General features: G+C 62.7%; 16 protein-coding genes. 3 read left to right on the forward strand and 13 right to left on the reverse strand.

Annotated elements, in window-relative coordinates:
• Positions 1-77 precede the first annotated feature (77 nt).
• The gene (locus tag AB4Y64_RS04345; RefSeq protein WP_441815181.1) at positions 78-2,138 is read left to right on the forward strand and encodes a carbon starvation CstA family protein; all 2,061 of its coding nucleotides are present in this window, start codon (positions 78-80) and stop codon (positions 2,136-2,138) included.
• Between the two features lie 10 nt (positions 2,139-2,148).
• The gene (locus AB4Y64_RS04350) at positions 2,149-2,346 is read left to right on the forward strand and encodes a YbdD/YjiX family protein (RefSeq protein WP_441815235.1); all 198 of its coding nucleotides are present in this window, start codon (positions 2,149-2,151) and stop codon (positions 2,344-2,346) included.
• A 52-nt stretch (positions 2,347-2,398) separates the two neighbouring features.
• On the opposite strand, the gene AB4Y64_RS04355 is transcribed toward AB4Y64_RS04350, so the two are convergent.
• The 7 genes from AB4Y64_RS04355 to AB4Y64_RS04385 form a co-directional block, all read right to left on the reverse strand.
• Positions 2,399-2,809, reverse strand: coding sequence for a hypothetical protein (locus AB4Y64_RS04355; RefSeq protein WP_441815182.1), 411 nt, complete (start codon positions 2,807-2,809; stop codon positions 2,399-2,401).
• A gap of 126 nt (positions 2,810-2,935) precedes the next feature.
• Positions 2,936-3,406, reverse strand: a complete 471-nt coding sequence (locus tag AB4Y64_RS04360) for a hypothetical protein (protein ID WP_441815183.1) — start codon at positions 3,404-3,406, stop codon at positions 2,936-2,938.
• Positions 3,407-3,560: 154 nt separating this feature from the next.
• Positions 3,561-3,899, reverse strand: coding sequence for a hypothetical protein (locus AB4Y64_RS04365; RefSeq protein WP_441815184.1), 339 nt, complete (start codon positions 3,897-3,899; stop codon positions 3,561-3,563).
• 76 nt (positions 3,900-3,975) lie between these two features.
• Positions 3,976-4,206 carry a hypothetical protein gene (locus AB4Y64_RS04370; RefSeq protein ID WP_441815185.1) on the reverse strand — a complete coding sequence of 77 codons (231 nt, stop codon included), beginning with the start codon at positions 4,204-4,206 and terminating at the stop codon, positions 3,976-3,978.
• Positions 4,207-4,405: 199 nt separating this feature from the next.
• The gene (locus AB4Y64_RS04375; RefSeq protein ID WP_441815186.1) at positions 4,406-4,654 is read right to left on the reverse strand and encodes a DUF1272 domain-containing protein; all 249 of its coding nucleotides are present in this window, start codon (positions 4,652-4,654) and stop codon (positions 4,406-4,408) included.
• 361 nt (positions 4,655-5,015) lie between these two features.
• Positions 5,016-5,381, reverse strand: a complete 366-nt coding sequence (locus AB4Y64_RS04380; protein ID WP_441815187.1) for a hypothetical protein — start codon at positions 5,379-5,381, stop codon at positions 5,016-5,018.
• Between the two features lie 8 nt (positions 5,382-5,389).
• Positions 5,390-5,743: a DUF3147 family protein gene (locus AB4Y64_RS04385; protein WP_441815188.1), complete on the reverse strand. Its 354-nt coding sequence runs from the start codon at positions 5,741-5,743 to the stop codon at positions 5,390-5,392.
• Between the two features lie 376 nt (positions 5,744-6,119).
• Between AB4Y64_RS04385 and AB4Y64_RS04390 the strand changes: the two genes are divergently transcribed.
• On the forward strand, positions 6,120-7,370 hold the full coding sequence (locus AB4Y64_RS04390; protein WP_441815189.1) for a threonine synthase: 1,251 nt from the start codon (positions 6,120-6,122) through the stop codon (positions 7,368-7,370).
• Here AB4Y64_RS04390 and AB4Y64_RS04395 read toward each other — a convergent pair.
• The 6 genes from AB4Y64_RS04395 to AB4Y64_RS04420 form a co-directional block, all read right to left on the reverse strand.
• Positions 7,272-8,549, reverse strand: a complete 1,278-nt coding sequence (locus AB4Y64_RS04395) for a serine hydrolase domain-containing protein (protein ID WP_441815190.1) — start codon at positions 8,547-8,549, stop codon at positions 7,272-7,274. The two genes, AB4Y64_RS04390 and AB4Y64_RS04395, sit on opposite strands and share 99 nt — an antisense overlap.
• A 508-nt stretch (positions 8,550-9,057) precedes the next feature.
• Entirely contained in the window at positions 9,058-9,372 is a 315-nt protein-coding gene (locus AB4Y64_RS04400; protein ID WP_441815191.1) for a hypothetical protein, read from the reverse strand.
• 1,076 nt (positions 9,373-10,448) lie between these two features.
• Positions 10,449-11,102, reverse strand: coding sequence for a tetratricopeptide repeat protein (locus AB4Y64_RS04405; protein WP_441815192.1), 654 nt, complete (start codon positions 11,100-11,102; stop codon positions 10,449-10,451).
• Positions 11,103-11,233: 131 nt separating this feature from the next.
• Positions 11,234-11,743 (reverse strand): DUF2199 domain-containing protein, encoded by a 510-nt coding sequence (locus tag AB4Y64_RS04410; protein WP_441815193.1) that lies wholly within the window; start codon positions 11,741-11,743, stop codon positions 11,234-11,236.
• A 76-nt stretch (positions 11,744-11,819) separates the two neighbouring features.
• Positions 11,820-12,140: a hypothetical protein gene (locus AB4Y64_RS04415; protein ID WP_441815194.1), complete on the reverse strand. Its 321-nt coding sequence runs from the start codon at positions 12,138-12,140 to the stop codon at positions 11,820-11,822.
• A gap of 57 nt (positions 12,141-12,197) precedes the next feature.
• The gene (locus tag AB4Y64_RS04420) at positions 12,198-12,296 is read right to left on the reverse strand and encodes an Imm53 family immunity protein (protein WP_441815236.1); all 99 of its coding nucleotides are present in this window, start codon (positions 12,294-12,296) and stop codon (positions 12,198-12,200) included.
• Positions 12,297-12,316 lie beyond the last annotated feature (20 nt).

Raw genomic sequence — 12,316 nt, forward strand, 5'->3', positions numbered from 1 at the left:
AGGATCCATTGCGCACTGCGCATTGACCCGGCGCCACCGGCGGCGCGACCCTTCGTTGATCCTTACGGAGGGGTGTCATGAAAGCACTGTCCTGGCTTGGCTGGGTCGCGGTCGCGGTACTTGCCGTGTTCTGCATCGGCACCATCGCGCTGCACCGGGGTGAAACCATCAGCGCGATGTGGCTGGTGGTGGCATCGGTCTCGGTGTTCACCATCGCCTATCGCTTCTACGGCCTGTACATCGCGCGCAACGCGCTGATGGTCGACCCCACCCGCGCGACACCGGCCTGGCGCCGCAACGACGGCCTGGATTACGTGCCGACGCCGCGCAGCGTGCTGTTCGGCCACCACTTCGCCGCGATCGCCGGCGCCGGCCCGCTGGTCGGCCCGGTGCTCGCCGCGCAGATGGGCTACCTGCCCGGCACGTTGTGGATCCTGTTCGGCGTGGTCCTGGCCGGCGCGGTGCAGGACATGCTGGTGCTGTTCTTCTCCACCCGCCGTGACGGCCGCTCGCTCGGAGAGATGATCCGCGCCGAGATGGGACCGTCCGCCGGCGTGATCTCGATGATCGGCATCCTGATGATCATGGTGATCCTGCTGGCGGTGCTGGCGCTGGTCGTGGTCAAGGCGCTCGCCGACAGCCCGTGGGGCACCTTCACGGTGGCGATGACCATCCCCATCGCGATCATGATGGGTCTGTACCTTCGCTACTTCCGTCCCGGCCGGATCATGGAAGTCTCAGTGATCGGCTTCGTCCTGCTGATCCTGGCGATCTGGAGCGGCGGCAAGGTCGCCGCGAGCCCGGAGTGGGCGCCGATCTTCCACCTCAGCGGCACCACCCTGGCGTGGCTGATGATCGCCTACGGCTTCATCGCCGCGGTGCTGCCGGTGTGGCTGCTGCTGGCGCCGCGCGACTACCTGTCGACGTTCCTCAAGATCGGCACGATCCTGGTGCTGGCCGTCGCGATCCTCATCGCCATGCCCGACCTGCAGATGCCGGCGATGACCAAGTTCGTCGATGGCACCGGCCCGGTGTTCAGCGGCAAACTCTTCCCGTTCCTGTTCATCACCATCGCGTGCGGTTCGGTCTCGGGCTTCCATGCCCTGATCAGCTCCGGCACCACGCCGAAGATGATCTCGAACGAATCGCAGATCCCGCTGATTGGCTACGGCGGCATGCTGATGGAAGCATTCGTCGCGATCATGGCGCTGATCGCCGCCTGCGTGCTGCAGCCGGGCGTGTACTTCGCGATGAACGCACCGGCGGCGCTGATCGGCACCACCGCCGAATCGGCCGCGGCTGCGATCTCGAGCTGGGGCTTCGTGCTCACGCCTGACATCCTCACCGCCACCGCCAAGGAAATCGGCGAAACCACCATCCTCTCGCGCACCGGCGGCGCACCGACGCTCGCGGTCGGCATGGCGCAGATCCTGCACGGGCTGGTCGGCGGCGAAGGCATGATGGCGTTCTGGTACCACTACGCGATCCTGTTCGAAGCGCTCTTCATCCTGACCACGGTCGATGCCGGCACGCGCGTCGCCCGCTTCATGATCCAGGAACTGATGGGCCTGGCCTACGCACCGTTCAAGCAGACCGAAAGCTGGGCGGCCAACGTGGCCTGCACGGCATTGGCGGTGGCCCTGTGGGGCTACTTCCTCTACCAGGGCGTGGTCGATCCGCTGGGCGGCATCAACACCCTGTGGCCGCTGTTCGGCATCGCCAACCAGATGCTCGCCGGCCTGGCGCTGGTGTTCTGCAGCGTGGTGATGGTGAAGATGAAGCGCGAGAAGTTCCTGTGGATCCCGCTGATCCCGACCGCGTGGCTGCTGATCTGCACGCTGACCGCCGGCTGGCAGAAGCTGTTCCACCCGGATCCGAAGATCGGCTTCATCGCCAACGCCCGCAAGTTCGCCGATGCCGCCGCGCGCGGCGAGGTGCTGGCCCCGGCCAAGTCGATGGACGACATGACGCGGGTGATCTTCAACAACTACCTCGATGCCGGCCTGTGCGCACTGTTCGTGCTGGTGGTGCTGGCCACGGTGTTCTTCGGCCTGAAGGCTGCGTTTGCGGCACGCCGCAACAATGCCCCGACGGCCAAGGAGAGTGAGTATGTTGCGTTCGATGGCCTCGCTCGCTGATACCGGCGCCATGGCCCTGGACCTGCTCGCACGCTGGTGGCGTGCGGGCGCCCGGACCGCGCGCCTGGCGATCGGCATTCCCGACTACGACACCTACGTCGAGCACATGCGGCGCAACCATCCGGAACTACCCGCGATGAGCCGTGACGCGTTCTTCCACGAACGGATGCTGGCGCGCTACGGCAAGGGCCGCTCGCGCTGCTGCTGACCGCATGAAGCCCCTCTCCCGCTAGCGGGAGAGGGCTGGTGTGAGGGCGGCCTCAGCCCGCGGCCTGTGCCCGCACCACGTAATCCTGGTACGCCGGAATGGCGATTGCCGCGAGGATGGCCAGACCCGTCACGCCGACGATGATCACCAGCGACCAGATCGACCACTTGCGCTGCACGCGCTGGAAGTGCTCGACGCTGTCCCAGCGCTTGTTGCGCCAGGCCCACTCGCGGCCCTTGATGCCCAGGATGATCGACATCACGAAGCCGACATACGGGATGAAGCAGAGCAGGCCGATCCAGGTGCGGTTGCTCACCGCCCAGATCCAGTTCAACAGGAACGCACCCCAGCTCCAGCCGGATACGCCCGGCGGAATCGTCGCGTCCTTGCCCATGCCCGACGTGTTGTCGCCCATCGACAGCTCGGCCAGCGTCGCGGCCGGCGCCTGATACGGATTCTGCATTTCGATTTCCCCTTGGTTGACTGGTTTGCGTCTGGTCGTGCGATGCCCTCCCCAGGGCACCGCCGCAGGATAGTCGCGCGGCGTGACGGCCGCCACCGGGCAGCGACGGCCGTTGCTTCCTCCGAATCACGCCGGCCCGGCGCCGTCGAACTCCGGCAGGAACGAGATATCCAGGAAATACCGCTCGCTACGCTGCGGATCGATATAGACCACGACATGGTCGTGCCTGAGGAACACCCGGGGGTCGTTCAGCACTTTCCAGCTGCGGAATATGTGGACCTCGCCGGTGGCAGGATCCACCCATTGCGCGACGATCCGGTAGGGCGCGTGGCCGCTGACCTGGAAGAGGCCGTCGTCCTGGACATCGGTGACCCTGGCCTCGACCGCTCGCCCATGACGCATCAGTTGCATCGCCAGATTTCGCCGCCTCAGCCTGCCCAGCATGATCGACAGGCCGATGCAGGCCACCGTGACGCCGACCAGCGATTCGAGCGGTTTGGCAGACAGCAGCAGCGTCGTCGCCAGGCCGCTGCCGAAGAACAGCAGCGCGCTGGAGGCAAAGGTCGAGGCGGGGTAACGCGCGACCCGGTCGCTCATTGCGCTGGCGCCGCGAGACAGGAACCCCCCGGCGCGTTCAACGCGAATCCTTCAGGACCGCCATCGGAATGCCGCTCACGCCTCACGTCTGCTTCAGCGCGCGGATTGGCGATGGCCGCGGCGGGTGCGATGCACGGATTGTCGGTGGACATGCTCAGCCTTCCTTGACCCGGGTGAGCTCCACATCGTCCACGACCATCTTCCACTCCCCCTGCGCCTGATAGGGCGGCCGGGAAACGACGAAGGTGGTCTTGATCGGGCCGAGGCCGACGCTGAAGTCATCGCCATCGAACCCTTGCAGGGGGCCCTCGACGGACTTGCTCACGCCCGCTTCCAGGCGCTTGTAGACGACGCTTCCGTCCTGCGTGATCAGCAGCGCCATGGTCTGCGAACGCCACTCGCCGACGTAGTCGGCTTTCGCGGGCGGCACGGGTTTGGCACAGGCCGTGAGCAGCAAGGCAAGGGCCACGACAGACAGCAGCAGGTTGCGCATTCTTCCTCCCCAGGAAGGCTGACGCCGGATGGTTGAAACTTCCCCTTGCCGACTGTCTACAAAATGCGGCGGCCGGTCAACCGCGTGCCGCCACTTCAGCGGGCCCGGAACGCCAGCCAAGGAGGCGCGCAGGCAGCAGGAGAATTGCCTGCAACAGCGCGAACAAGGCGGAGAACGTGATGCCCACCAGGCGGAACGGCAGGGCGATCAGCCAGGCGATCGGCCACAGGACCAGCGCCAGCAGGGCCAGCGGCCAGCAGAGAACGAACAGGATGCACCAGGCAACAACGGCAATCAGCGCCTTCATTTCCAGTCTCCTCGCGACACGGGTCCGTTACGGCACGGCCAACACTGCGATCCGGCGGGGCCATTGGCAACCGGCGTGCGACGAACCGGCCGCCCCCCTGATGAAGCCGCGAATACGGCGACGAAGACCACCTGGAGGCCCACCGCCAGACTCGAGCCGGGCTGGCCTGGTCTTGACCGGCTTGGTCTTGAATTGACTGTCAGGCTGCCGGTGCGCAGCCGCCTGGCTTGAAAACCCGCTCCGTCGATGCCGGGTTCCTTTCCAGGGCGCCACCGACGCGAGTGGGCCGCAGGGAGAACGACCCGCCACAGTTGGGGCAGCGGCCGCCAAGCCTGGACTCGACGCAGGTCGTGCAGAACGTGCACTCGAACGAACAGATCCAGGCGTCCTCCGAATCTGGCGCCAGATCAACATTGCAGCATTCGCAGCCTGGACGCATCTGCAGCATGTCCTACTCCTATCGTGAGCGGGGAAAACCCGTCGCGGCACTGATCTGTTCCAGGCAGACTAGCTGCGCAGGCGACGGCGTACTAGCGCGACAACTGCAACCAGCGAGGCCACGAGGGCGACCAGGACAGAGTTGTAGAACACGAAAGCGAGAGCCATGAATCCGCCATCTTTATGCCAAGCGCTCAGCGCTTCGCCCGGGTCTTGCTTCAGATAGTGATCTGCGATGGAGCAGAAGGCGGCAGTGGATAGAACGACCCAGGCGGCGACCGCACCGCGCCAGACGCGACGACTCCTGACTGTGGGAAGGAGACGGCCGGCCAGCCGCACTAAAGCGAACGCTAGGAACGGCAGCAGGAGAACTAGCAGGACCATTTCTGCACCTGACGCCAAGGGCAAGCCGCTCTGCTGAGCTCATCTGCGCATGCAACAAGAATCAATGCATTTCCCAAAGCAACGAGTGCGAACAAGCCAATGTCGTTCGGTTGGAAGTACTCGGCCGTGACTGAGGCAGCATCAGGTATGCGCATAAGGTGCGTAGCGCGAAGCCCTGCAAGGCAGTTAGCCAAGTCGTCCCGGATGGCCGCCACTGGCTCGCGGCCGAGGGCAAGCGCGTACCCATAGCGATCCACCAAGGTCGACACATCTCCGGCACAGAGCAGCCGGATCGCATCGGTGCCAAAGCCAGCCAGTGCGGCTTCATTGACCTGGTCATCAGAGATCTGCATTGGCCCGGTCACGGCAGCAGTTGGATGCCAAAGTGACGGACCGCCCCAGCAAACAAGCCAAAGCACAGCACTGTAATGCCGATGCTTGCCAGCATGGTCAGCCAGAAGCCGAGGCGGGGCAGTAGCAGCGGGAATGCCAGGAACATCGGCAACGTAGGCAGCACGTACCAGAACGTGTACCAGGCATGGTTGGCGATTTTTGCTTCAGGCTGCTTCTCGACGTACAGCCAGATGAGTGCCAAGAATGTGACCAAGGGAAGGGCAGCGATGAATCCGCCCAGCTTGTCACTGCGCTTTGCAGCCTCAGACACGATGACCACGACGGCAGCAGTGAGCAGGTACTTGGTGATCAGCCAGCCCATAGAGATCTCCCAAACGAGCCTAACGCCGGAGTTGAGCCGACACCAAGCGCGTAGCGATGATGTTCGGCTTGAATGAACTGTTAGGCCCAACGCCGTGACCGGAGCCGAGAACTGCTGCCGTCCGTGCACGGGGCCCTCCCCGGCCCGAAATGTAGCAGCTTGCGGCGGCCAGTGGACCAACCCTTCAGGCCTTAAAACCCTGTGTCCCAGGACTAGCTCAGGCGGGCCGAGAAGTGCGGCGCATCCACGGCCAATGCGGGGCTACGGCGGCGCAGCTTCCACCGCCCACCCGCCGTTAACGAACAGGGAGAGCCGCGCGTGGTTGCAATCCGGGCGCGGGGCTGCGACAACGACGGACCTCCGATCGGGTCCGCCCATGTCCTACGTGCGCTGCGTTCGCGGTATCGCCTCCGGCGTCGAGTACTCCGCCGACGTTCCGATGAACCTCGATCCGGTCGACGGCCGGCCAGTCGAGATGGTGCTCGACCTCGAGCGTCTGGCGCGCGAGAAACCGGATGCGGCGTGGTATCGCCCGCAGCGTCGCGACCTGTGGCGCTTTGGCGCGTTGATGGCGCTCGATGCCGACGATCCGGTCGACGCCGCGCATCTCGTCCCGCTCGGCGAAGGCGCGACGCCGCTGCTCGATTACTCGACGCATCCGGTCGCGGCAAAGGCAGGCCTTGCGCTCCAGCTCAAGGACGAAGGCAAGGCACATCCCGGACACGGCGCGAACCCGACGCAGAGCTTCAAGGATCGCGGCATGGCGATGGTCGCCGCGCAGGCGCGACGCCTGGGTCTGACCAGGCTCGCGGTGCCGACGCAGGGCAACGCCGGCGATTCGCTAGTACGTTACGCGCTCGAAGGCGGACTGAGCGTCGTAGTCGCAATGCCGGATGACACGCCGATGCCAATTCTCGGCGGCGTCGCCGCGGCCGCCAAGCGCTATCCCGATCGGGTGATGCTCGAGCTGGTCGGCCCGACCATCCGCGAGGCCGGCGCGTTCCTCAAGGAGCGCTACATCCCAGATGGCTGGTTTTCCGTCGCAACGTTTCAGGAACCGGGGTGGCGGATCGAGGGGAAGAAGTCGCTCGGCCTGGAACTCGCTGAGCCGGTGCCGGGCGAAACACGCTGGTCGTTGCCCGACGCGGTGATCTATCCCACCGGCGGCGGCACCGGCGTGCTGGGCATGTGGAAGGCGTGGGACGAGCTCGAGGCACTCGGGATGATCGGTGGGCGACGCCCGCGCATGCTGTGCGTGCAGAGCGCACGAACTGCCCCGCTCGTGCGTGCGTTCGACGACGGCGCGGCGGACACGACAGTCGCCGCGGCGGGGCAGACCCTCGCCGTGGGTCTCAACGTGCCCGGCGGCGTCGGTCATTTCCGCGTGCTGGACATCATCCGGACGAGCGGTGGCGCGGCCGTCGCGGTCGATGAAGCCGAGATCGAAACCGAACTCGCAGCGGAGTGGCGCCGCACGCACGACTGGATCTCGCCCGAGGGCGCAGCCTGCCTCGCAGCCCTACCGCAGCTACTCGACCGCGGCCTCATCCGGCGCGATGAGCGTGTGGTAGCGGTCAACACCGGCTCCAGCGAGAAGTACTTGCCGACGCTGCGCCACCTGCTGTGACGGCGCTGAAACTGATCCGACCTGCGGTGGTCGATCCTCGTCAAGCGCCTGGAGAATGCTGATGCACAAGCTCGTGCCGCGATACGAGCCGCCCGATGCACTGCGCAACATGATGACGGCTGTCTGCGACTTGCGATTGAAATAGGCCGCGGATTCGTAACCGGCCACTTGGCCACTATGGCCGAACCCTTGCAAATCGCCACGGCGGAAGGTCTCGAACCCAATGCCATAGCCGCCGGTCAGATTTGGGTTGGAAGCAATGAGGCGGTTGAAATTCTCGTCCAACGCCTCCTTCTGCAGAACGGCCTCGGGCCCATTGCCGAGTTCGAACGACACGAATGCGGCGAGATCGTCCATCGTGGAATAGATGCCGCCATTGGGCACTTTGTAGCCACGGCCGCGGAGCTCCCGTTGCGAGGTCGTTGAATCCAACTGGCCCTCTTCAATATCGAAGCCAGTGGCAAGACGGCTCCGCATCTCTTCATTGAGTTCGAAGGCGGTGTCCTTCATGCCAAGGGGCTGGAAAATGTGCTCCTCGACGTAGCCGATATAGTCCTGGCCCGCCGCGCGCGCAAGAGCGGCCCCAAGAATCGCGTAGCCGATATTCGAGTACGAATACTGCGAGCCAGGACTATGGATATATCTGGTCTTTCCCAGAGCCCGCAGCAGGTCGTCGCGCCAGTACGCGACGGGGCCGGACGTGAATTGTTTCGCGTCGTCAGGCTCGCGGGACAACCCTGCCGTATGCGTTGCGAGTTGCACCAAAGTAATAGGGGCTGCGAACGGAATCTGGCCCTGGATCCGGTCGATCTCGGGCAAGTACTTTTCGACAGGATCGGAGAGTCGAACCTTTCCTTGCTGCACCAGTTGAAGCAGCATCAATGCGGTGAACTGTTTGGTGATGGATCCTATTCTGTAGACCGTTTTGCGGTCCGCAGGTGCGGATGCCGGCCCAATGCCAGTGACACCGTAGCTTTTGGTCCAGAACCGGTCGGTGGCCATGATGACGCCCACCGTCAGACTGCCTGCCTTGTCCTTTGCGAACTCGGCCGCTGCCATCGAGTCGATCTGCGCTAGCACGTTTGTCGACGCAGGAATCATTGCTTCCTGTGCGGTGGCAATTGTTGTAGAGAACGCGAACCCAACAACAACTGCCGCGAGTCGAAATACTCCTTTCATGCACGTTTCCTTGAATCAAGATTCCGCGAGGTTCGAGCATGCGGCCTAACGCCTGAGTTGAGCCGCGTCGCGAATTGGCTTCGGCTTGAATGAACTGTCAGGCATAAGCCCACGCCACTAGGCCGCCCAGCGGTAGCAATGCGAAAAGTGCAACTGCACCAAGACAACCAGAGCTTGCGCTACCAGCCGCCTTGACGTACGTCTCCCGCTCCAGCGGTGAACGCGACTGAAGCCATTTGGCATGACACGTCTGACAGAAGAACTTTGTCTTACCGCCCCGCCAGGCATCTGTCGTACGGTCGTTGTGTCGTGAGGCCGTGCCGCAACGGCCGCATTGGAATACCGGGGATGGTGGTTTGCGCTTTGGCAGAAACTTGGTAACAAGACCCAAGGCCGCAACGGCAGCAACCACCACGGCAATGAGCATTTCCGGCGTCACGAAGCTTCCCCTTATGCCTAGCGCCTGAACTTAGCCGCACCGCGGAGCGGTGTCGGCTTGAATGAATTGTTAGGCCGCGATATTGCGGAAGAACCCCGCTGCGATGCAAGCGGCCAACGACGCGACGAGAACTTCCTGAGTACGGCAGTGCCGTCGGATCGCGATGTGGTCTGGGTCCGATAGATCATTAGCTACGGGCATCTTCCGCAAGCGAAAGAGGTTAATGACGATTCCAAGAGGAGAGCCACCGAAGCGAAAACCCTCGAAATCCTGGCCCTTAAGCCGCCCCGCCTCTACAGCATTGCGGATCTTCCTGGCCAGGAACCAATCGTTCGCTATGCCAGCAGCGAACAGAGCAACCATCAAGTAATACAGCGTTGGCATGAACTCTCCGAGCGGCCTAGGCCGATCCGCGAAGCGGCTTCGGCTTGAATGAATTGTCAGGCGCCGACCTAGTCACGGCCAGCGCTGACGTAAACACTGAACTGTAGTTGGCGATCAGGTAGGGAGGCGATCTGTAGGGGCTCGCCGAAATCCTGATAGGGCACGACGGCCTCCAGCCGCCCCCTCGGCGGAACCTGCAGCTTCTCGCCGCAGCCACCCGGGCAATAGCGGGACATCAGTGAATTTCCGGCGCGGGAAAATGCGAGATCTCCGGACACTACGAACATCGGGTCACCGCTCGCCCGGCCTGTCTTTAAGCCGAGCCACGAAGCGGCAACGTCAACGAAACGTACGGAGGGAGGCTGCCAGGAGCGTGATACCAAGAGCCGCTTGCCTGGACACGAGTGACGTCCTTTAGCCTGCTGACAATGCATTGGTTAAGGTTGATGTTGAAGTGTGGCGATGTCAGCGCAACCCCCGTAAGCACCTTTGGGTTATCCGTCGCGCGCGAGATACGCACTTTGACGGGTCCGTAGGTGTCAGGAATTCCGGTAAGCGTGCCACCTGCACCAATTGGCAGAATGCGATCCTCATGGGCAAAGACCGTGCCTGATAGGAGCCAAAGTGCCATGACTGCCGCGATCGTTCTCATGTGGCCTAACGCCTGAGTTAAGCCGAGCCACGGAGCAGTATCGGCTTGAATGAACTATTAGGCCGCAAAACACGCTTGCAGGCCCGCAGCCTCTAGGGAGGCCCCGACAAACCAAAGCGCTACGCCCCCTAGAACAAAGAATGCCACAGCACAGCCACCCCGTACGGCCGCATCCACTCCGCGGGCTGCGACGACAGCCAGTGATCCGAAAACCAGACCAAGTAAGAGGCTGATGAAGGAAATGCCGCCCAGGCGAATGGCCTCCTGTGCGTCTCCTACTGAGCCCGTCTTAAGGTCCGCAGTGCAACCAGTCTCATATGCGAAGTATGCAAAGCAGCACAGAAGACCCACAGCAGGCATCGTCAGCACGAGTGAGAAGGGGCCTGGGTTTCGAAGAGTCATGCAGAGCGGCCTGACGCCAGAGTTAAGCCGAGCCACGAAGCGGCTTCGGCTTGAATGAATTGTTAGGTCTGCGGCCGCAGCCATTTCGGTCTACTTCCAGCGGACAAGAGGTCCGACTGACCTCTCCCGCATCTGTCGGCGCTGGTTGCGACGCCTGAGTGTGTGATTGCTTAGCCATTACCGAATCGCAGTAGCCGGCGGCACCAGGCTTTTGCTGCTTGCGCCACTGGTCTTCCACTGATTGGAGCTGTTCAATAGCTTTGCCGTAGTTCCTCGCGGCCGCAGCACGGGTCCAATAGCAGAACTGGTATGGATCAACGACGTCTGAATTGTGAAGCGCTAGCCGGCCAAGCATGAGCTGCGCATGTGGATGGCCTTGCTCTGCCGCCACAAGGTAATACTCCTTCGCCATTCCTTCATTCTTCTCGACATGTAGGCCAAGGTAGTACATCTCAGCTAGCAAAGTCTGCGAACTAGACTGGCCTGCGGCGGCGGCCGCGCTGCACCATCGGAAGGCGAGTTCAAAATTCTTCTGTCGCCCGCCTTCTCCGTAGAGAAACTGGTAGCACAGTTCATGCTGCACACTCGCGTCACCTTGCTCCGCACGCGAGATAACAGGATCGAGGCCGGTAGCGAAGGCGCCAGCTAAGGGCGCCATCAACAGCCATGCGGTCAACCATAGGGGCACAAGCCTACCGGCCAAAACTCCCGCGACTGACATTCGCTTCCGATGGCGCATACCCCTCCCCGATGGCCTAACGCCTGAGTTAAGCCGCACCGCGGAGCGGAGTCGGCTTGAATGAATTGTTAGGGCCCGCCCACTGCCCCGGTAGAGACAAGTATTGCGTGATAGCGCCGGTTGTCTATGCCGGAGGTCTGCTCAAGAGCTAGTGGATGGCCACTGGCAGAAGGGACGTGGACTGTTGGGCGGCTGGTACTGCCTTGGAACTGGACCATGACAGGCATGCCTAGGGTTTGCGAGTAGCCCGGCATTGCATTGGCAATGGCTCCTGGGACTGTTGGCTCCTCGCTCCCATCCTTGTCATAGATCGCGACGTAGCGATAAAAGTCCGTCTCCGACAGCTCTACCCACGCGCCCCAGCCGTAGTAGCCGGACTGCTCGGTGAAGGGAAGCTTGAGTACGCAACGAATGAAGAACCGGTCGCCAAGTTGGCATAGATCGCTATTGAACTTTCCCCGGCAGGATCGCTCACCCTCGGGGATGTCCCAGACCACATCGGGAAGCTTCCAGCCATGGTCGGTGGGCATGCCCTCGTGTGTATCACCGCAAGTTGGACAAACAAACGAGAAACTCATGCGCGGGCCCTAACGCCTGAGTTAAGGGGAGCCGCGAAGCGGCTTCCCCTTGAATGAATTGTTAGGTCGCAGCCAACTAATGGACAAGGTCTCCCTCCTCCGGAGTAGCTGGGTAGGTATGTATGACCATCACAACGCCGTCCAAGAGTGCTTGCTCAAAGTAGTCGACTCCTTCCGGCGTTGCATTCACGAGATCAGGTCGGGTCAGCAAGAACGTCTCATCTACAGCCTGAAGTTGCCAGCCTGCCTCAGCGACCTTGCGGGCGGCGATGGCCACCGCAGCTTGCTCCGACAATTCAGTTGTATAGACGTTAATCGTTGCCCCGCCGTACCCGGCGAAAGCCTGCGTACCCGGCTCTGGCAAGGCGTCCACCATAACGACCCGAACTGTTTCCATGCCGCCTAACGCCTGAGTTAAGCCGCACCGCGGAGCGGTGTCGGCTTGAATGAATTGTTAGGCCGCTGCCCACTTGAGGAACTCATTGATGATCTCCTCGAGCTTCTGAGGGCCGCCGGCCGCACTGAACTTGTTGTCCGCAACCTTACAGAAGATCCACTCGCTACCACTGGTTT

The organism is Lysobacter sp. TAF61, from assembly GCF_052113485.1.
Classification (GTDB): Bacteria; Pseudomonadota; Gammaproteobacteria; order Xanthomonadales; family Xanthomonadaceae; genus Lysobacter_J.

Bases quoted from the DNA above. Each gene is read 5' to 3' on its own strand.
- AB4Y64_RS04410 (WP_441815193.1), bottom strand. From the start codon at position 11,743: ATGAGTTTCTCGTTTGTTTGTCCAACTTGCGGTGATACACACGAGGGC.
- AB4Y64_RS04400 (WP_441815191.1), bottom strand. From the start codon at position 9,372: ATGCCAACGCTGTATTACTTGATGGTTGCTCTGTTCGCTGCTGGCATA.
- AB4Y64_RS04390 (WP_441815189.1), top strand. From the start codon at position 6,120: ATGTCCTACGTGCGCTGCGTTCGCGGTATCGCCTCCGGCGTCGAGTAC.
- AB4Y64_RS04360 (WP_441815183.1), bottom strand. From the start codon at position 3,406: ATGAGCGACCGGGTCGCGCGTTACCCCGCCTCGACCTTTGCCTCCAGC.
- AB4Y64_RS04380 (WP_441815187.1), bottom strand. From the start codon at position 5,381: ATGCAGATCTCTGATGACCAGGTCAATGAAGCCGCACTGGCTGGCTTT.
- AB4Y64_RS04355 (WP_441815182.1), bottom strand. From the start codon at position 2,809: ATGCAGAATCCGTATCAGGCGCCGGCCGCGACGCTGGCCGAGCTGTCG.
- AB4Y64_RS04375 (WP_441815186.1), bottom strand. From the start codon at position 4,654: ATGCTGCAGATGCGTCCAGGCTGCGAATGCTGCAATGTTGATCTGGCG.
- AB4Y64_RS04370 (WP_441815185.1), bottom strand. From the start codon at position 4,206: ATGAAGGCGCTGATTGCCGTTGTTGCCTGGTGCATCCTGTTCGTTCTC.
- AB4Y64_RS04365 (WP_441815184.1), bottom strand. From the start codon at position 3,899: ATGCGCAACCTGCTGCTGTCTGTCGTGGCCCTTGCCTTGCTGCTCACG.
- AB4Y64_RS04415 (WP_441815194.1), bottom strand. From the start codon at position 12,140: ATGGAAACAGTTCGGGTCGTTATGGTGGACGCCTTGCCAGAGCCGGGT.
- AB4Y64_RS04345 (WP_441815181.1), top strand. From the start codon at position 78: ATGAAAGCACTGTCCTGGCTTGGCTGGGTCGCGGTCGCGGTACTTGCC.
- AB4Y64_RS04395 (WP_441815190.1), bottom strand. From the start codon at position 8,549: ATGAAAGGAGTATTTCGACTCGCGGCAGTTGTTGTTGGGTTCGCGTTC.
- AB4Y64_RS04350 (WP_441815235.1), top strand. From the start codon at position 2,149: ATGGCCCTGGACCTGCTCGCACGCTGGTGGCGTGCGGGCGCCCGGACC.
- AB4Y64_RS04385 (WP_441815188.1), bottom strand. From the start codon at position 5,743: ATGGGCTGGCTGATCACCAAGTACCTGCTCACTGCTGCCGTCGTGGTC.